The 19720-nt window shown below is 65.8% G+C and carries 14 protein-coding genes; 5 read left to right on the top strand and 9 right to left on the bottom strand.

Annotation, left to right across the window (positions count from 1 at the left end; genetic code table 11):
- The first annotated feature begins 197 nt into the window (after positions 1 to 197).
- Entirely contained in the window at positions 198 to 2129 is a 1932-nt protein-coding gene (locus ACTHNR_RS22595; RefSeq protein WP_440550395.1) for a SurA N-terminal domain-containing protein, read from the top strand.
- 40 nt (positions 2130 to 2169) lie between these two features.
- Here ACTHNR_RS22595 and ACTHNR_RS22590 read toward each other — a convergent pair whose 3' ends face one another.
- A complete protein-coding gene (locus tag ACTHNR_RS22590; RefSeq protein ID WP_440550392.1) occupies positions 2170 to 2847 on the bottom strand; it encodes an arylesterase in 678 nt (225 codons plus the stop codon).
- On the opposite strand from ACTHNR_RS22590, the gene ACTHNR_RS22585 reads away from it, so the two are divergent.
- On the top strand, positions 2846 to 3553 hold the full coding sequence (locus ACTHNR_RS22585) for an ABC transporter ATP-binding protein (RefSeq protein ID WP_440550389.1): 708 nt from the start codon (positions 2846 to 2848) through the stop codon (positions 3551 to 3553). The genes ACTHNR_RS22590 and ACTHNR_RS22585 overlap by 2 nt on opposite strands.
- Before the next feature lie 2 nt (positions 3554 to 3555).
- Here the strand turns inward: ACTHNR_RS22585 and pgi are convergent, their stop codons facing one another.
- On the bottom strand, positions 3556 to 5178 hold the full coding sequence (gene pgi / locus ACTHNR_RS22580) for a glucose-6-phosphate isomerase (RefSeq protein ID WP_440550386.1): 1623 nt from the start codon (positions 5176 to 5178) through the stop codon (positions 3556 to 3558).
- Between the two features lie 287 nt (positions 5179 to 5465).
- Between pgi and ACTHNR_RS22575 the strand changes: the two genes are divergently transcribed.
- The gene (locus ACTHNR_RS22575) at positions 5466 to 6320 is read left to right on the top strand and encodes a lysozyme inhibitor LprI family protein (RefSeq protein ID WP_440550384.1); all 855 of its coding nucleotides are present in this window, start codon (positions 5466 to 5468) and stop codon (positions 6318 to 6320) included.
- A gap of 19 nt (positions 6321 to 6339) precedes the next feature.
- Here the strand turns inward: ACTHNR_RS22575 and ACTHNR_RS22570 are convergent, their stop codons facing one another.
- Positions 6340 to 7926, bottom strand: a complete 1587-nt coding sequence (locus ACTHNR_RS22570) for an NAD(P)H-hydrate dehydratase (RefSeq protein ID WP_440550466.1) — start codon at positions 7924 to 7926, stop codon at positions 6340 to 6342.
- A gap of 116 nt (positions 7927 to 8042) precedes the next feature.
- Positions 8043 to 9344, bottom strand: coding sequence for an FAD-dependent oxidoreductase (locus tag ACTHNR_RS22565; protein ID WP_440550381.1), 1302 nt, complete (start codon positions 9342 to 9344; stop codon positions 8043 to 8045).
- 348 nt (positions 9345 to 9692) lie between these two features.
- Here ACTHNR_RS22565 and purL point away from each other — a divergent pair, with 348 nt between their 5' ends.
- Entirely contained in the window at positions 9693 to 13772 is a 4080-nt protein-coding gene (gene purL / locus ACTHNR_RS22560; RefSeq protein WP_440550379.1) for a phosphoribosylformylglycinamidine synthase, read from the top strand.
- A 117-nt stretch (positions 13773 to 13889) separates the two neighbouring features.
- On the opposite strand, the gene ACTHNR_RS22555 is transcribed toward purL, so the two are convergent.
- From ACTHNR_RS22555 to ACTHNR_RS22535, 5 genes are all read right to left on the bottom strand, one after another.
- Positions 13890 to 14669, bottom strand: a complete 780-nt coding sequence (locus ACTHNR_RS22555) for a peptidylprolyl isomerase (RefSeq protein WP_440550376.1) — start codon at positions 14667 to 14669, stop codon at positions 13890 to 13892.
- Positions 14670 to 14790: 121 nt separating this feature from the next.
- A complete protein-coding gene (locus tag ACTHNR_RS22550) occupies positions 14791 to 15108 on the bottom strand; it encodes a BolA family protein (protein WP_440550374.1) in 318 nt (105 codons plus the stop codon).
- Positions 15109 to 15111: 3 nt separating this feature from the next.
- Entirely contained in the window at positions 15112 to 15642 is a 531-nt protein-coding gene (locus ACTHNR_RS22545; RefSeq protein WP_440550371.1) for a septation protein A, read from the bottom strand.
- Between the two features lie 118 nt (positions 15643 to 15760).
- Entirely contained in the window at positions 15761 to 16204 is a 444-nt protein-coding gene (msrB, locus tag ACTHNR_RS22540) for a peptide-methionine (R)-S-oxide reductase MsrB (protein WP_440550368.1), read from the bottom strand.
- A 178-nt stretch (positions 16205 to 16382) separates the two neighbouring features.
- Positions 16383 to 17939 carry a protein adenylyltransferase SelO gene (locus ACTHNR_RS22535; RefSeq protein ID WP_440550365.1) on the bottom strand — a complete coding sequence of 519 codons (1557 nt, stop codon included), beginning with the start codon at positions 17937 to 17939 and terminating at the stop codon, positions 16383 to 16385.
- A gap of 135 nt (positions 17940 to 18074) precedes the next feature.
- Between ACTHNR_RS22535 and ACTHNR_RS22530 the strand changes: the two genes are divergently transcribed.
- Positions 18075 to 19712: a 3-(methylthio)propionyl-CoA ligase gene (locus ACTHNR_RS22530; RefSeq protein ID WP_440550362.1), complete on the top strand. Its 1638-nt coding sequence runs from the start codon at positions 18075 to 18077 to the stop codon at positions 19710 to 19712.
- Positions 19713 to 19720: the final 8 nt, after the last annotated feature.

Below are 19720 nucleotides of genomic sequence, written 5' to 3'. Positions count from 1 at the left end.
GGTGGACGCTCCTGCGGGCGGGGCGCGCGATCCGCGCCGGCGATGGGGCCCGACGTTTCGACGATAACGCCTAGGGGCGAAATGCGGATTGATTTCGGTCAAGGTGGGGCTTGACGGCGCTCACTCGGCCGAATTTGCCGCTCCGCTTTGCACCTGTTGTACTATTGTGCGTTTTTGTCCAACGTAACCAGTCACGCATGCTCGATTTCTTCCGCAACCACAAGCGCCTGATGATGCTCATGCTCGTCCTCGTCATCGTGCCGGGGCTGGGTTTCGTCGGTATTCAAGGTTTCCGTAATTTCTTTGACGAAAGCGCGAACGTCGCCAGCGTCAACGGACACAAAATCACCCGCGCCGAGTTCGACGGCGCCATGCGTCAGCAGCTCGACCAGGCCCGGCAGTTCCTGGGGGCGCAGTTCGATGCGAAGATGCTTGACACGCCCGCGCGTCGTCGCGAGCTGCTCGACAACCTGATTCAGCAACGCGCGCTGGCCGACGAAGCTCAGCGCGAGCACCTGACGGCGTCGGACGACGCCGTGCGCCGCGCGCTGCTGGCCGATCCCGTGATTTCTTCGCTGCGCAAGCCTGACGGCTCCATCGACGTCGAGCGCTACAAGCAGCTGCTCGCCATGCAGGGCATGACGCCCGAGCAGTACGACGAGCGCGTCCGCTACGGGCTCGCGATGCAGCAGATTCCGGAAAGCATCGAGGCGAGTGCCTTCACGCCCAAGTCGCTGGCCGAGCGTATCGGGCAGCTGGCCGAGGCCCAGCGCACGGTGCAAGCGCTCGTGCTGCACGCGAGCGATTACGCCGCGAAGGTGCAGCCCACCGATGCGCAGCTGTCGAGCTATTACGATGCGCATCGCGCCGATTTCGCCACGCCGGCCACGGCCACCATCGACTACCTCGTGCTGTCCCCGGCCGCGCTCGCGGCGGGCATGTCGCCCACCGATGCCGATGCGAAGAAATACTACGACGACAACGTCGCGCACTACACCACCCCGCGCGAAGTTCGCGTGAGCCAAATCCTGATCGCCTCGCCCAAGACGGCCAGCCCGGCGGACGACGCCAAGGCCAAAGCGAAAGCCGATGCGGTCCTGGCCGAGGTCAAGGCGCACCCCGATCAATTCGCGCAGATCGCGCAGAAGGAATCGGAGGATCCGGGCTCGGCGGCCAAAGGCGGCGATCTCGGGTGGTCCACGAGCGGCGTGCTGACCGGAGAAAAGGCGTTCGATTCGGCGGCGATGGCGTTGAACAAGGACGAGGTGAGCGCGGTTATTCATTCCTCGTTCGGCTATCACATCATCAAGGCGACGGACGTCAAGCCGGCTGCGACCAAAGCCTTCGCCGACGTGAAGGACGCGATCCTCAAGGATCTGAAAACGCAACTCGCCACGAAGGCGTACAGCGACGACGCCGACGGCTTCACGTCGACGGTATACGAGCAGGCCAAGAGCCTCAAACCCGCGGCCGACAAGTACAAGTTGACGGTTCAGACGGCCACGGTCACGCCCAAGCCGAACCCGACGTTGCCGCCCGATAGTCCGCTGAACAATCCGAAATTCCTCGCGGCCGTGTTCGCGGACGATTCCGTAAAGAATCACAACAACACGCAGGCCATCGACGTCGGCAACAACACGCTCATTGCGGCGCATGTGACCGACTTCAAGAGCGCGGCCACGCCGCCGCTGGCTTCGATCAAGGATGCGGTGCGGGCGAAGTACGTGGCTGAGCAGTCGGCCGATCTGGCGCGCAAGGATGGTGCGGCCAAGCTCGCCGATCTGCAAAAGTCGAAGTCGACGGCGGGTTTCGGCGCCGAGCAGAAGGTCTCGCGCGCGGATGCACAAGGCATGTCGCCGCTCGCCCTGAGCGCCATCTTCAAGGCCGACGATACGAAACTGCCGGCCTACGTGGGTGTCGACCTCGGAAACGACGGCTACGCAATCTACCGCGTCAACGCCGTGGCGCCCGCCGCGCCGATCGACGCGACTCGCCTCGCCGCCGCGCAGCGCCAGCTCGCGCAAGTGGATGCGCAGACCCAGATGGAAGCCTATGCCGCCTCGCTGCGCCAGCGCTCCAAGGTCAAGCTCTACGGCTCGCTCGACGCGTCACAGGCGGATTCGCAGTAAGCCGCCCATCACCTTCTCGCGCTGCCGCGCGGCAGGGCCTTCAACGGCCGTGCTGGCGCAGCAGCGGAGCCAGCACGGGCCAGACGTTGTCCAGCAGCACGGGCTGCGCCTGCTGCGTCGGGTGCATCTGGTCCGACTGAAACATATCCGGCCGGTTTTCTATCCCGGCCAGCAAGAACGGCACGAGCCGCACGTTCATCTTCCGAGCCAGCGAGCCGTACAGCCCGTGAAATCGCTGCGTATAGGCCTGCCCGTAGTTCGACGGCACATACATGCCCACCAGCACCACCTTCGCATGGCCTTGCTGCGCCTGCTCGACGATCGTGCGCAGGTTGTCTTCCGTCGTCGAAAGCGGTACGCCGCGCAGCGCGTCGTTCGCGCCTAATTCGACGATGACGATCGAAGGCTTCAGGCGCGCCATCAGCTCGGGCATGCGGGCACGCCCGCCGCTCGTGGTGTCGCCGCTGATGCTCGCGTTCGCGACGCTATAATCGATTTGCTTGTCCGCGAGCCGTTTGCGCAACAGCGAAACCCATCCCGTGTCGCGAGGCAGGCCATATTCGGCCGAGATGCTGTCGCCGAGCACGACGATCACGGGCCGCGCGGTCTCCGCGCTGTGCGCAGGCGCCGCGGCGAGCGGCGAGAACGCAATAAAAAGGCCCGAGGCGGCTAACGTAGCCGCGGCGGCCGTACCGACAATCCAGCGACGCTTGTTCATGCCAGAAAACACCAATGCAATTATCGAAGTGCGCAGTTTATGCAAGCGAGTCAAGGATGCAACCGGCGAGCTGACGATCCTCGAAGACATCGATCTCGACGTCGTGGGCGGCACGAGCGTGGCGATCGTCGGCGCGTCGGGCTCGGGGAAGTCGACCTTGCTCGGCTTGCTCGCGGGCTTGGACAACGCCACCTCGGGTTCGGTTCGATTGCTCGGGCACGAGCTTACGACGCTGTCGGAAGACGAACGGGCGCGCCTGAGGAACGGTTCGATCGGCTTCGTATTCCAATCGTTTCAATTGATGCCGCAGTTGACTGCGCTGGAAAACGTTCGCTTGCCGCTCGAACTGCAGGGCGGCGTGGACGCGCAGGAGGCCACGGCGCGGTCCAAGGCGCTGCTCGAGCAAGTGGGCCTCGGGGCGCGCATGCAACACTACCCGAAGCTGCTCTCGGGCGGCGAGCAGCAACGCGTGGCATTGGCGCGCGCCTTCGTGACGCGCCCCGCCATTCTGTTCGCCGACGAGCCCACGGGCAGCCTCGACGCCGCCACGGGCCATGCCGTCATCGATCTCATGTTCGAACTGAATGCCGCGCAAGGCGCGACGCTCGTGCTGGTCACGCACGACATCGAACTCGCGCGCCGCTGCGCGCACACCGTCACGATCGAAGCGGGCCGCGTCGTGCGCAGCGGCCCGCTCGACGCCTGAGCTCACGTGCGGCGCAATGCCTTGCGCGCGCGCTCGATCAGCGCGGACGTGGACGAGTCGTGCTTATGCTCGTCGAACGAGGCCGCCGTGATATCGGCCTCGACCACCTTCCCCAAAATCTTGCCGAGTTCGACGCCCCATTGGTCGAACGGATTGATGTTCCAGATGGCCGCTTGCACGAGCACCTTGTGTTCGTAGAGCGCGATCAGCGCGCCGAGCGAGCGGGGCGTCAGCGCGTCGAGCATCAGTGTCGTGGAGGGGCGATTGCCTGGGAACACCAGATGCGGCACGAGTTCGGGTTTGTCGGGCCCGGCCACTTTGCGCGCTTCGTCCTCCGTGCGGCCCAGCATCAGCGCTTCGCTCTGAGCGAAGCAGTTGGCGAGCAGCTTCGGATGATGGCTGACGAGCGGGTGCTCGGGCGTGAGCACGGCGATGAAATCGATCGGGACGATCGTCGGCCCCTGATGCAGCATTTGGAAGAAAGCGTGCTGCCCATTCGTGCCGGGCTCGCCCCACGTGACGGCCGACGTGGCGTAGTCGACGTAAGCACCGTCAAGCCGCGCCGACTTCCCGTTGCTTTCCATTTCGAGCTGCTGCAGATACGACGGCATGAAGTGCAGCGCTTCGGAATAAGGCGCGACGAGGTAGCTTTGCAGCCCGAAGAAGTTGCGGTACCAGATGCCGATGAGGCCGAGCAGTACGGGCAGATTGCGCGCGAGCGGCGCCTCGCAAAAGTGCGTATCCATCTCGTGCGCGCCGGCGAGCAGCTGATCGAAGTTCGCCGCGCCCACCGCGATCATGATGGATAGGCCCACGGCCGACCAAAGCGAGTAGCGTCCGCCAACCCAGTCCCACATCTCGAAGACGTTCTCCCGCGCGATGCCGAACTTGACGACTTCGGCGGGATTCGCCGATACGCCGACGAAGTGCTGCGCGAGCGAGCTTTCCGGGCAGCCGTTTTGGACGAACCAATCGCGCATCGAGCGCGCGTTGGTCATCGTTTCCAGCGTGGTAAATGTTTTGGAGACGACGATCGCGAGCGTTTCCTCGGGATCGATGCGAGCCAGCACGCGCGCGAGATCGGCGCCGTCTACGTTCGAAACGAAGTAGGTCGAGATATCGGGATGCGAAAGATGCTGGAGCGCGTGGACGACCATCTTTGGGCCGAGGTCGGAGCCGCCGATGCCGATATTGACGATATGGCGAATGCGCTTGCCGGTGTGGCCGAGCCACGTGCCGCCGCGCACGCGTTCGGCGAAGTCGGCCATTTTCGCGCGCTCGGCGGCGACCTGCGCGTGAAACGGCGCATCGGCCCGCGTCGAGCGCAGCGCCGTGTGAAGCGCCGCGCGGCCCTCGGTGGGATTGACCGCCTCGCCTGCGAACATGGCGTCTCGGCGCGCCGCCACGCCGGCCTCTTCGGCTAGCGCGACGAGCAAGCGCAGCGTTTCGTCGGTGATGCGGTTTTTCGAAAAGTCGGCCGCGAGCCCGCCGCCTTCGATCGTGAACCGTTCGGCGCGCGAGGGCTTGCCGGTGTCAACGGCAAACCAGTCACGCAACCGCTCGTCGCGGATCTGTTCGTAGTGCGCGGAGAGGGCGGACCAAGCGGGAAGCGAGTTGAGCGTCATAGGCGTCATCTAACGAAAGAAGCTCGGCGTGCGAGCCGGGGTCGGTCAGTATAGCGGCGTTGCGCGTCGCATCGAAGCATCGTTTCGCGGGCGGCCGGCCGATTCACGGCGCGCGCCGCGCACTCGCGCCAACATCGTATTGCGCTTTGCAAAAAACCGACCCGACGGTCGGCTGACAGCGACCCGACAGCCAGCCGACGCTGCCCATATTGGCGTGGCATGAGGCGCGCAGGGCGCGCTATCATCCGATTTTTCAAACCGCAGCAACTCCAGAAAAAATGAAAAAAATGGGCCCATTCGCCGTCGCCGCCTCGGCGGTACTTCTTGCATCCATCTCGACCAGCACGTTCGCTCAGAACGCGGACATCGATTGCGCAAAGCCGCATGCACCGGTCGAGCGCGCGATTTGTGCAAATGCCGCGCTGCGCTCGCTCGACGCACGTGCAAACGCCTATTACTCCATGCTGCTCGAGGCTAAACCCGCCGCCGACAACCTGCCGTACCGCGAATTCCGAGACGGCTTGCAGGCCGACGAGCAAAAGTGGCGACATGACACGCGCGACGCATGTGGGCCGCAGGTGTCCTGCCTCAGCGAGGCGTACCAGCATCGGATCGACGATCTACGCACCAGCGCGAGCGAGCACCTCGGGTTGGTTTCGGCGCCGGCTGGGCCGACCCATGATGCTGGCCCGGCCCAGCCGGCGATCGACTACAAGGACGCGATCTATCGCATCGGCGAGAGCGATGTGACGCTGCTCGGCGGCCAGCATGCGCAGCCGGCCGCACCGGATTCGTCGGCGCAAGAGGTCACGCGCGTGGTGGAGCCGCCCGAGCACGGCGCCGGCTCGCTCGGCGGTCGGCCAGCGGTTGCGCTCTTCCTGTCGCAGGACAGCGGGGGCAGCGGGACGTTTTACTACGCCGCGGTGGTATTCCCCGACGGACGAGGCACGACGTTCCAGATCGGCGATCGAATTCAGCCGATCAAGATCGCGATCAACGGCGACGATCTCGCCGTGACATATCTCGATCGCAAACCTGACGAGCCGATGGCGGTGCCGCCGACCGTCCCGCGCGATCGGCATTTCGCCTATATGAACGATCGGCTCGTCGAGCGCCCGCAGGCGGCCACGGCGGCGAAATGAGCGAGAGACCGCGCGCGGCCTAATCGCGGGCCGGGTACGCGAGCCGATTGAGCAAACCGCGCACGGCCGGCGCCAGTTCGCCGGCCGCTAGGCCAGCGGGTCCCGCGCCGGCGGCCGTCAGCGCATCGGCGGCCGATCCATGCAGATAGACGCCGGCGAGGGCCGCTTCGTAGCTCGGTAAGCCTTGCGCGAGCAGGGCGCCGACGATGCCGCCTAGGACGTCGCCCGTCCCGCCCGTCGCGAGCGCCGCATTGCCGGTCGGATTGACGGCTACACGGCCATCCGGTGAGGCGATCACGGTGCCGGCCCCTTTGAGCGCGATCACCGCGCTATATCGTTGGGAGAGCGCGCGTGCGGTGCCGATCCGGTCGCGCTGCACCTGGCTGGCGTCGCAGCCCATCAAGCGCGCCGCCTCGAGCGGATGCGGCGTCAGTACGCAAGGGCGAGCGCCGCGCGCCAACCCGTTCGCGCCTTTTTCGGCAAGCGCTTCGGCCAGGGCCGTTTCATGCGAGATCAAATTGAGCGCATCCGCGTCGATCAAAAGTGCGGCGTCGCACGCGAGCGCCGCCCCGAGCGACGACACCGCGTGTGGCCCGCGTCCCATGCCGCAGCCGATCGCCAACGCATCCATGGTCTCGTAGGCAAAGCCGCCCGGCGGATGCAGCATTAATTCCGGATAGGGGGGATCGTAAGGCGGGGCGCCCTTGCCCACGAATGCGACGTGCACTTTTCCCGCGCCGGTCAGCAGCGCCGCGCGCGCGGCAAGGATGGGCGCGCCGCACATGCCCGTATCGCCCCCGACCACCGCCAAGCTGCCGAATGTGCCTTTATGCGAGGCGAACGCGCGCGGTGGGAAGTGCGGCGCAAACAGCGATGGCGCATTCAGAAGGGCGACATCGGCTGCCGGGGGCAGGTCGACGCCTAACGGCGCGACCGTTACCGTGCCGGCGTGGTCTCGCCCGTGCGTCATATAGAGCCCGGGCTTCGCACCGAGAAACGTCACCGTGTCGGTTGCACGAACGACCGCACCGCCGCCGACGATGTTGCCGGTGTCGCTATCGAGCCCGCTAGGCACATCGAGCGCGAGGACTCGCCCGTGCGTGGCCGCGCGCTCTCCGATGCGCGCGGCCAGGTCGGCGAACACGCCGTCGAGGGGACGGGCCAATCCGATGCCGAACAGACCGTCGACGATCCACGCGAACCTGTCGAGCGACGAAGGCGGCACGTGGGAGATCGGGACGCCGGCGGCGCGCGCTTCGCCGAGTGCCCAGCGTGCGTCGTCGGCTTTCGCTTCGACCGGCATGCAGACTTCGGCAGCGATGCCCGCTTGGCGCAAGCGCGTGGCGAGCACGAGGGCATCGCCGCCGTTGTTGCCGGGGCCTGCGGCGATCCAAACCGGGTGCTCGGCGGCAAGCGAGCCGTCGTGCGCCGCGCGTTCGGCGAGATACTGCGCGCCTGCCGCACCCGCTCTGCCCATCAGCGTGTGCTCGGGTAGGCCGAGCGCGCCCCGCGCTTCAAGCGCGCGTAGCTGAGCGACCGTATACAACGGCAACGGCCGCTCGTGCGGCGAAAGCAGGGACGGGGCAAGAGCGGGGGCGTTGTTCATGGCAAGCGGGTTCACGTGCACGCTCGAACAAATCGGCGGCGGGCGAGACGACCAAACAAGCGGCCGACGATCCGGATAACAGCACTGCGCGCCCATGCGGCACGCCGGAGCGTCGGTTAGCTTGCGAAGCGTTCGGCTCGCAGCGCCGCCAGCGTTTCGGGTGGGACGAGCGGCGTCGCGCCCGAAATGAGATCTGCGACCACTTTAGCAGACCCGCAGGCGAGCCCCCAACCGGCGGGGCCATGCCCGACATTCACGAACAAGCGCGGATGGATCGCCTGCCCGACGACAGGCAGGCCGTCCGGCGACAGCAGCCGTTGGCCTTCCCAGGCGTGAGCGGCCGAAATCTTGGCCGCGCCGGGAACCCAATCGTGCGTCGCTTGCGCAAGGAGCGCGGTACCGGCTTCCAGAAGCGGCTCGGCCAGCGGCTTGGCCAGTTCACGGTCGGGCTGCAGCACCGCCGCGCCCGCCACGCGAATGCGCTGATTCATCCGCGTCATCGACACGCGACGCACTGAATCGACGACCGTCAGATGCGGCGCGCATTCCTCGTAGGCGATCGGCGCCGTGAGCGAGAGCATGCGGACGGCGTGCAGCGGCAACGACAGGCCGAGCCGCTCGAGCAGCGGCGCACTGCCGGCGCCCGCGGCGACCACGACGGCGTCGCACGACATGACGTCGACTTCCCGCGTGTGCGTGCGCTCGCCCTCCGGCGGCGCCAGTTCGACGGCCGCGCGGTGGCTTTCGAGCCGGATCGCCTCGACGGCCCGGCCGAACACGAATTGCACGCCGCCTTGTTCGTCGAGCACCTGCTTGACGAGCTTCGTGAACAACGGGCAATTGGCCGTGCGTTCCTGCTCGAACATGACGCCGCCGGCGAACGTGGGCTCGGCGGGGATCGAATGCTCGATGTCGGCGCACTCCGCGGCCGACAGCACATGGTGATGCGTCTCGAATTCTCGCAGTAGGTCGAACGCGCTCTGCGCCTGTTCCCATTCGCGCGGATGCCGCATCACGTGCAGAATGCCCGCCGTCTGCTCGAATTCCAGATGGAACCCCGCTTCGATCGAGGCGATCGCCTCGCGCGAGAGCTCGACGAGCGGGCGCAGCCGCAGCCATTGTGCCCGAAACGCCTCGCTCGCCTGCCACTGCGCGAGGCGCTTGGCGAACCGGCGCGCGCTGGAGCTCAGCCCCGGGCGGTAGACGACGCCGCTGCGCGCGCCGCGGCGCGGATCCAGAAACGTGGGACCGAACCAGGCGTCGAGCGGCGTCGGCAGCACGATGCCGCCATGCCCGTAGGTGGCGCCTTGGGCGACCGTGGCATGGCGCTCGACGACGCACACGCGATGGCCGGCCGCGCGAAGCTGGTAGGCGGTGGCGACGCCGACGATTCCGCCGCCGATGACGATGACATCCATGTATGACTGGGTTCGTGCTTGCAGAGAGCCGCGGCGTAAGCCCCGACGTAAGCCCCGGCGCGAGACGCGGCAAGCGGCGCGGACGCTCCGGGATAGGCTTCACGCCGATGAGGCAAACCGCGAATGATAGCGCCAAACGCGGCTTGGCGGCTGGGGATGCAGCGCAAATCGGACGCAATCTCCGCGCCTTGGGAACGCCCATTCGAAACGCGTCGCCGCGCGATGCCGGCCCGGACAGCCTCTCGGAGAGCGAGTTCCAGGTATAATCTCGGTCTTCCTTTCGCCTCACGTCGTGGCATGCGCGCGCGAACCGCGCGATGCGCGACTCATCGACGCCCAAGTCCTTCCATGGCCCACTTCTCGTGCTTCCCCGGTGCTTCGGCGCTATCCGACTTCCGTCAAACCCGCCTGCTCGAAACGCTTGCCCGCCTCGACGCCAACATCGTCGACGTGCGCGGCCAGTTCCTGCATTTCGTCAACGCGCTGACGCCGCTGTCGGCGCAGGACAACGAGCGCATCGCCGCGCTGCTGCACTACGGCGAGCCGTTCGCGGCCAATGAGGGGCGGGGCGCCTCGGAAAGCTTCCTCGTCGTACCGCGCATCGGCACGGTCTCGCCATGGGCGAGCAAGGCGACCGATATCGCCCATCACTGCGGGCTCGAGCACGTGCGCCGCATCGAGCGCGGCATCGAGTTCACGGTCACGTTGAAATCGGGCTTGACCGGGCTGTTGGGCGGCAAGAAGGCCCTTTCCGACGAAGTGCGCGCGGCCGTGGCCGCGGCGCTGCACGATCGCATGACCGAGAGCGTCGTCGCCTCGCGCGACGATGCGCTGCACCTGTTCGACGAACTGCCGGCCAAGCCGTTGACGAGCGTCGACATCCGCGCGCAAGGGCGCGCGGCGCTCGAGCGAGCGAACGGCGAACTGGGACTCGCGCTGGCCGACGACGAAATCGACTATCTCGTCGATGCGTTTTCGAAGCTGGGCCGCAACCCGACCGACGTCGAATTGATGATGTTCGCGCAAGCGAACAGCGAGCACTGCCGCCACAAGATCTTCAATGCGCAATGGACGATCGACGGGCAGGCCCAGGACATGTCGCTGTTCCAGATGATCAAGAACACCGAGAAGCTCAATCCGCAGGGCACGATCGTGGCCTATTCGGACAACTCGGCCATCATGGAAGGTGGCCCGGCCGAACGCTGGTTCCCGCGTCAGGCCAAGGCCGGCGAGCGCGGCGCGCTCGACGAGCGCTACGGCCGTCACGTGGAGCTCACGCATACGCTGATGAAGGTCGAGACGCACAACCATCCGACGGCGATCTCGCCGTTCGCGGGCGCCGCAACGGGCGCGGGCGGCGAAATCCGCGACGAAGGCGCGACCGGGCGCGGGGCGCGGCCCAAGGCCGGCTTGACGGGTTTCACCGTCTCGAATCTCGAATTGCCGGATGCGGTGCAAGCGTGGGAAAACGCACGCGATTGTGCAGAGCCGCCGGCGCTGCGCAACCCGAACGATCGGCACGCCGCCTACGGCCGGCCCGACCGAATCGCCTCGCCGCTGCAGATCATGATCGACGGGCCGCTCGGCGGCGCGGCGTTCAACAACGAATTCGGCCGCCCGAATCTTGGCGGCTACTTCCGCGTCTATGAGCAAAACGTAGGCGGCCAAGTGCGCGGCTATCACAAGCCCATCATGATCGCCGGCGGCATCGGCAATATTTCCGACGGCCACACGCACAAGCATGACCTGCCGGCCGGCACGCTGCTCGTGCAGATCGGCGGTCCCGGCATGCGCATCGGCATGGGCGGGGGCGCCGCCAGCTCGATGGCCACGGGCGCGAATACGGCCGAACTCGATTTCGATTCGGTTCAGCGCGGCAACCCCGAGATCGAGCGGCGCGCGCAGGAAGTCATCAACGCGTGCTGGCAGCTCGGCGAATCGAACCCGATTCTGAGCATTCACGACGTGGGCGCGGGCGGCCTGTCGAATGCGTTCCCCGAACTCGTCGACGGCGCGAACAAGGGCGCGCGTTTCGAGCTTCGCCAAGTCGCACTGGAGGAAAGCGGTTTGTCGCCGCGCGAAATCTGGTCGAACGAGGCGCAAGAGCGCTACGTGTTGGCGATCGCGCCGGCCGATTTGCCGGCCTTCGAAGCGATCTGCGCGCGTGAGCGCTGCCCGCTCGCCGTAGTCGGCGTCGCAACCGAAGAGCGCCAGCTTCAATTGATCGATGCGCATGCGGAAGGCGACGCCATCTATCCCGTCGATATGCCCATGGACGTGCTGCTCGGCAAGCCGCCGCGCATGCACCGCAATGTCGAACACGTCTTAGAGGAACGCGCGCCGGTCGACGTGACGGGCTTATCGCTCGACGAGTTGGCCGTCTCCGTGCTCAAGCACCCGACGGTGGCGAGCAAATCGTTCTTGATCACCATCGGCGATCGCTCGGTCGGCGGCACGAGCGTGCGCGACCAGCTCGTGGGCCCCTGGCAAGTGCCGGTGGCCGATTGCGCGATCACCGCAGCGGATTACGCGGGTTTTCGGGGGGAAGCGATGACGATGGCCGAGCGCACGCCGCTCGCGGTCATCGACGCGCCCGCATCGGGCCGCATGGCGGTCGGCGAAGCGGTGACGAACATCGCGAGCGCGCCGATCGCCTCGCTCGACAAGCTCAAGTTGTCCGCGAACTGGATGGCCGCCTGCGGCACGCCGGGCGAAGACGCCGCGCTGTTCGACACGGTCAAGGCGATCGGCATGGAGCTGTGCCCGGCGCTCGGCATCAGCATTCCGGTCGGCAAGGATTCCTTGTCGATGAAGACGAAATGGGAAGATCGGGGCGTAGCTAAGGAAGTCGTCGCGCCGGTCTCTTTGATCATCTCGGCGTTCGCGCCTGTCGAAGACGTGCGCCGCCATCTCACCCCCCAACTGCGCCGCCATGACGAAGTGGGCGATTCCGTCCTCATCGCGATCGACCTGGGGCGCGGCAAGCACCGCCTGGGCGGCAGCATTCTGGCGCAAGTCACCCAGCAGGTGGGCGACAGCGTGCCCGACGTCGACGATCCCGAGGATCTGAAGCGTTTCTTTGCCGCTATCCAGTCGCTCAACGCGAGCGGCAGCCTGCTCGCGTACCACGACCGGTCCGATGGCGGGTTGTGGGCGACGGTGTGCGAAATGGCGTTCGCGGGCCACGTGGGCGTATCGCTCAACGTCGATATGCTCACGCTGGATGCCGGGCACGAGTTCGATTATGGCGATGCGAAGGACTGGGCCAAGCAAACGAGCGGCCGACGTAACGACCAGACGTTGCGCGCGCTGTTTTCCGAGGAGCTCGGGGCCGTCGTGCAGGTGCGCGCCGCCGATCGCGACGCGGTGCTCGGCGCGCTGCGCGAACAGGGTCTCGGTGCCTGCTCGCATGTCATCGGCAAGCTCAACGAACGCGACGTGATCGAAATCTATCGCGATGCGAAAAAGATCTACGACACGCCGCGCGCCGAGCTGCAGCGTGCGTGGACGGAAGTGAGCTGGCGCATTTCGCGCCTGCGCGATAACCCAGCTTGCGCCGACGCCGAATACGATGCGCTGCTCGACGCGCAAGATCCGGGCATCTCGCCGCATCTCACGTTCGATCCGAACGAAGATGTCGCTGCGCCGTATATTCAAACGGGTGCGCGCCCGCGCATTGCAATCCTGCGCGAGCAGGGCGTCAACTCGCATTTGGAAACCGCGTATGCGTTCGATCGCGCCGGCTTCGACGCCTACGACGTCCATATGAGCGACTTGCTGTCGGGCCGGGCGACGCTGGCCGATTTCAAGGGCGCGGTGGCCTGCGGAGGGTTCTCGTACGGGGATGTCCTGGGCGCGGGCGAAGGGTGGGCGAAGACGATCCGGTTCAATCCGCAGCTCGCCGATATGTTCGCGGCCTTTTTCGGGCGCACCGACACATTCGCGCTGGGGATCTGCAACGGCTGCCAGATGATGAGCAGCTTGGCGTCGATGATTCCGGGCGCCGATGCATGGCCGAAGTTCACGCGCAATAAGTCGGAGAAATTCGAGGCGCGCTTCTCGTTCGTGCGTATCGAATCGTCGCCGTCGATCTTCTTTGCCGGCATGGAAGGCTCGCGAATTCCAGTGGCCATTGCGCATGGTGAAGGCTACGCCGACTTCTCGCAGCAAGGAGATGCTTCGCGCGTGGCGGTAGCGATGCGGTTTGCCGACCACCACGGCGAGGCGACCGAACGTTACCCGTTCAACCCGAACGGCTCGCCGGCCGGCATCACGTCGGTCACGACGGCGGACGGGCGTTTTGCGGTGTTGATGCCGCATATGGAGCGGGTGCACCGCACCGTCACGATGAGCTGGCACCCCGAAGGCTGGGGCGAGGCAAGCCCGTGGATGCGTGTGTTCCGCAACGCACGGCGCTGGCTGGGCTAAGCTGAAGCGGCCGAAAGCCGCCGCCGGGCGCGAGTCGCTCGGCCGTATCGCTACAAAAGACAATGCCGCCCAGGGGCGGCATTGTTACTTCCTGCTTGATGCAACGGCAGCGGGCGATTACTCGACCTTCGCCTTCGCACGCAGGCTCTGTTCGAACGCTTGCAGCTTTTCCTGCTGCATTTGCTGAACGATTTGGGCCTTGACCTGATCGAGCGGCGGCGGCGCGACGTCGCGAACGTCGTCGACACGGATGATGTGCCAGCCGAACTGCGTATGCACCGGCGTATCGGTCATCTGGCCTTTCTTCAGCTTTTCAGCCGCGGCCGCGAATTCAGGCACGTACGTCTTGGGATTGGCCCAGTCGAGGTCGCCGCCGTTCTTGCCCGAACCCGGGTCCTTCGAGAACTGCTTGGCGAGATCCTCGAACTTGGCACCGCCCTTGATCTTCGCGATCAAATCCTTCGCCTGCTGCTCGTTGTCGACGAGGATGTGGTGCAGGTGGTATTCCTTGCCGCCGGCCTGTTTGATCAGCTCGTCGTAGCGCGCCTTCACTTCGGCGTCGCTCGGCTTGTTCTTCGCGACGTAGTCTTCGATCATCGCGCGCAGAACGACGGTTTGCTGGGCCACGGCCACTTGCGCCTTCACGTCGGCACGGCTCGGGACACCTTCACGCACCGCTTCCTGCATGAGGATTTCGCGGTTGACGAGTTCGTCGCGCACGGCTTGGTGCAGCTGCGGCGTGTCTTGTTGACCTTGCTTCACGAGCTGGGCGATGAGCGCATCGGCGCGCGATTTGGGAATGGCCGTGCCGTTGACGACGGCGACGTTCTGCGCGAAGGCCGGAGCAGCCGCGAAAGCGGCCAGCAACACCCAAAGGCGGGTCTTTTTCTGGATCATCGGAAGTTCCTAGCGTTCCTGTCGAAAACAATCGGTGGAGGGAGCGCGCCCCCGGCATTGCCCCGTCAGCGGGGGTGGAGGCGCTCGAGATGCAAACTTCGGACGGGCGTCGAACGGCGCGTCACGCACCGGGCAACCGGGCGTACTCCTCGGGCGTGTAGGCCACGATCGCGAGCGCGTGTATTCCGCGTTGCATCACGTCGGCCAGCGCATCATACACCAGCCGGTGCCGAGCCACGCGCGGCTTGCCCGCGAACGCTTCCGCCACGATCGTGACCGTGTAATGGCCGCCCGCGGCCGCACCCGCGTGTCCTGCATGCTGCGCGCTGTCGTCGCGCACGTCGATCGACTGCGGCGCGAGCGCGCTCGCGAGCCGGGCCCGGATGAAGGCGAGGCGAGCGTCGGCCGAGCCGGCGAGGAAATCGGAGGCTTCGCTCATGGCTTACTCCTCTTTCATATACTTCGCCAGCCAAAGGCTTTGCGCGACGATGAACACGAACATCGCGCCCGTGGTGCCGAACAGCTTGAAGTTGACCCACTGCGCCTCGGTGAAGTTTCCGACGACATAGAGGTTGGCGATTCCGAGCGCGACGAAGAACAACGCCCAGGCGATATTCAGCTTGTCCCATACAGGCGTGGGCAGCGTCAGCTGCTTGCCCATCATCTTTTCGATGAGATTCTTGCGGAAGCCGTAGCGCGCAACGGCCAGGCCGACGGCGAACAGCCAATAGAGCGCAGTGGGCTTCCACTGAATGAACTTTTGGTTGTGCAGCACGAGCGTTGCCCCGCCGAAAACGACGATGACCCCCAAGCTGACCCACAGCATGGGATCGACCTTCCGGTGGCGGAACGCCACCCATGCGACTTGCACCAGCGTTGCCGCGATCGCCACGGCCGTGGCCGTGAAGATGCCCCACAGCTTGAACGCAACGAAAAACAGGATGATCGGGAACAGATCGAAAAGAAATTTCATGAAAGCTGAGCTGGAGAGTCCGAAAGCGTCGAGGGGCGCGGCGTGCCGCATCGGCCAGGCACATGCCGCGCCGAGAGAAGCGCCCGGTGCGACATGTCGCGCGGCGACGCCGTGCCGCCTACTTGGGCTCGAATTGTAGCGCAGCCGAATTGATGCAGTACCGCAGGCCGGTCGGGGCGGGGCCGTCTTCGAACACGTGGCCCAAATGCGCGCCGCATTGCTTGCAGCGCACCTCGATGCGCAGCATGCCGTGCGTGCGATCGGTCTTCTCTTCGATCACCTCGCCGTTGATCGGCTTGAAGTAGCTCGGCCAGCCGCAGCCGGCGTCGAACTTCGTCGACGATTCGAACAGCGGGGTGCCGCAGCAGACGCAGTCGTAGACGCCGCCTTCCCAATGGTCCCAGTAGCGTCCGGTAAACGGGCGCTCCGTGGCCGCGTGGCGCGTGACTTGATATTCCATGTCGGACAACTGCTCGCGCCACGCTTGATCGGTTTTCCGGACCTCGTAGTCGTCGCGCGGCGCGTCGGCGTTATCGGGCAAGCCGGTGGGGCGTTCGTTCATGTCGATGTGTCTCCGTAAAGCGGCACGGCTTTGGGCGCGTGCCGGGTGGGTAGCGTCGGCGGCGGCAGTGCGGCGCGTATTCCGCCGATTCAATGCATGTACGTTGCGCAGCGCGAGTCGGATGCACGGCGCGGTATGCGGCGCAACCCCGCAGAAGACCGCGGCGGCGGGATTCGGTTCACGACGAGCAGCTCACTTCGAGCGCCCCGGCCCAATCGGGCGGCAGCGCCGCGTACGCCTCGCTTTCGGGCTGCTCGTCGAACGGACGGCGCAGCACGGCCGCGAGCCGCTCCACTTCGGAAAAATCCTTTTCCTTCGCCCGCCGAATCGCCGTTTCGGCCAGATGATTGCGCAAGACGAATTTCGGATTGACGCGGTCCATCGCCTCGCGGCGCGCGGCATCGGCTCGCGGCTCTGCGGCCAACCGGGCGCGATAGTCGATCAGCCAGCCGTCGATGCCGGGCAGATCGAGGAACAAGTCGCGCACGGGGCCGTCGCCGCTCGCATCGTGTCGCGACACCTTCGATAACCCCCGGAATGTCAGCGTGAAATCGGCGCGGCTCGCGTGCATGAGTTCGAGCAGCCGATCGACGAGCGCGCTGTCGCCCTCGCGCGTCTGAGCGAGGCCGAGCTTGGCTTGGAATCGCTGCTCCAGCGCGGGCGAGAAGTGCTCCTTGAACCGTCCGAGCACACCCTGCGCGTCAGCGACCGATCGTTCCGTCCGGGCCGCTTCGTCGTAGTGCGCGCCGACGAGCGGCAGCAGCGCCTGCGCCAGGCAAAAACAGTTCCAGTAGCCGATCTGCGGCTGCATCCGGTACGCGTATCGGCCTTGCGAGTCTGAGTGATTGCAGACATAGCCGGCGTCGAACCCGTCGACGAAACCGAACGGGCCGTAGTCGATCGTCAGGCCGAGGATCGACATGTTGTCGGTATTCATCACGCCGTGACAGAAGCCGACCGCCTGCCATTGCGCCATCAGTACAGCCGTGCGCGCGACGACGGCGTCGAGCAAGGCGAGGTACGGGTCGTCGGCCTCGCGGCAGGCCGGATAGAAGCGGTCGATGACGTGATCGGCCAACGCGCGCAGCTCGCTCGTGCGATCGGCGGCGTAAAAGTGCTCGAAATGGCCGAAGCGCACGAAGCTTTCCGATACGCGCGTGACGACGGCGGCCGTCTCGATCTCCTCGCGTCGCACCGGCTGGTCCGAGCCGACGATGGCGAGCGCGCGCGTCGTCGGGATGCCGAGATGATGCATGGCTTCGGAGCACAGAAATTCGCGGATTGACGAGCGTAGGACGGCGCGACCGTCGCCCATGCGCGAGTACGGCGTGCGCCCGGCGCCCTTGAGCTGCAGCTCGTAGCGCGCGCCGCCGTGTTCCAATTCGCCCAGCGAGAGCGCGCGGCCGTCGCCGAGCTGGCCCGCCCATACGCCGAATTGATGGCCGGAGTAGACCGCGGCATACGGCAGCGCGGCTTGGGGCCATTCGCGCGTGGCATTGCCGATGAACAGTTCGGCGAAGCCGGGCTCCGACACGATGGCGGGATCGAGCCCGAGCATGCGCGCCGCTTCGTCCGAAAAGCCGACGACGTACGGGTCGCGCAGCGGGGACGCCGGCAGGCGCGTATAGAAGGCGCCGCCTAGGCTCGCGAACCCATCCGAACGTGGAGCGGATAAAGCCTCGGTCAGCGACGCGATTCGGGGAGAAAGTTCGGCAAAGCTTGGGGAAAACGACATATTGAGGGCCTCTCGGTTACCCGATATTGTAAGTCGCCGCCTCGCGGCGCGCTGAGCGTGGCCAAACCCGCGCGCATGCGCGACCTGCGAGGCGAGAGCGACCTGAATCGTCCACCGCGCGAGGAGACCCCCGCCATGCAAACGCCGTTGCTGGGCCAGATGATGGACGTACCGCTGAACGTGTCGACGCTGCTCGCGCATGCCGCGCGCTACGCGGGCGACACCGAGATCGTGTCGCGCCGCATCGAAGGCGACATTCATCGCTATACCTACCGCGATTGCGAGCGCCGCGCGAAACAGCTGGCCAAAGCGCTGATGAAATTAGGCGTCGAGCGAGGCGACCGCATTGGAACCCTCGCCTGGAACGGGTACCGGCACCTGGAAGCCTACTACGGCACGACGGGCTTCGGCGCCGTTTGCCATACGATCAACCCGCGGCTCTTTCCGGAGCAAATCGCCTATATCGTCAATCACGCCGAGGATCGCTACGTCCTGTTCGACACGACGTTCGCGCCGCTCGTGGCCGCGCTTGCACCGCGCTGCCCGAAGGTGTTGGGATGGATCGCGCTGGCCGACGACGAGAACATCCCGTCGATCGACGCGCCGCTGCTCGGGTACGAATCGCTCGTGACGGCGCAGGACAGCGACTTTGCATGGCCTCAACTCGACGAAAGGCTCGCCTCGTACCTGTGCTACACGTCGGGCACGACCGGACATCCGAAAGGCGCGCTGTATTCGCACCGTTCCGTCTACCTGCACGCGATGGGCGCGGCGTTGCCCGACGCCATGGGATTTTCGGCTCACGATTCGGTGCTGCCGGTCGTACCGATGTTTCACGTCAACGCATGGGGCATCCCCCATGGCGCGCCGCTCGCGGGCGCGAAGCTCGTGTTTCCTGGCAAGGATCTCGACGGCAAGTCGCTGTTCGAGTTGATGGAGGCGGAACGGGTGACGTTTTCGGCGGGCGTGCCGACCGTTTGGATGAGTCTGCTCGCGCACGTGAAATCGATCGGCGCGCGCTTCTCGTCGCTCGAACGTACGGTCATCGGGGGTTCGTGCTGTCCGCCCTCGATGCTCGAGACCTTTGAGGACGATTACGGCGTACGCGTGATACACGCATGGGGCATGACCGAGATGTCGCCGCTCGGCACGCTCGCGCGCCTCAATTGGGAACAGGCGCAACGCCCGCTGGAAGAACGCAGGCGTCTGCTGCAAAAGCAGGGCACCGTCATTTGCGGCGTCGACATGAAAATCGTCGGTCAAGACGGGCAAGAGCTGCCGCGGGACGGCGTCGCGTTCGGCGACCTGCACGTGCGGGGGCCGTGGGTCATCGACCGCTATTTCTCGAGCGACGAGTCGCCGCTCGTCGACGGCTGGTTTCCGACCGGCGACGTGGCGACGATCGACCCCGACGGTTTCCTTCAGATCACTGACCGCAGCAAGGATGTCATCAAGTCGGGCGGCGAATGGATCAGTTCGAGCGCGCTTGAAAACATCGCCGTCGCGCATCCCGATGTGGCTGAAGCCGCATGCATCGCTTGTCGTCACCCCAAATGGGACGAGCGACCTTTGCTCGTCATCGTCAGGCGCCCGGGGGCGAGCGTGACGCGTGAAGCACTGCTCGCGTTCTATGAAGGCAAGGTCGCGAAGTGGTGGATGCCGGACGACGTGGTGTTCGTCGACGAGCTGCCGCATACGGCCACGGGCAAACTGCTGAAACTGAAGCTGCGGGAGATGTTTCGCGATCACGTGTTGCCGACGCAAGCGCCATGACCATGGAT

This window comes from Trinickia sp. (assembly GCF_051954495.1).
In the GTDB taxonomy this organism is placed as follows: Bacteria; Pseudomonadota; Gammaproteobacteria; order Burkholderiales; family Burkholderiaceae; genus Trinickia.
The sequence above is the reverse complement of the archived record's forward strand: the minus strand, read 5'-3'. Positions and strand labels throughout refer to the sequence as shown.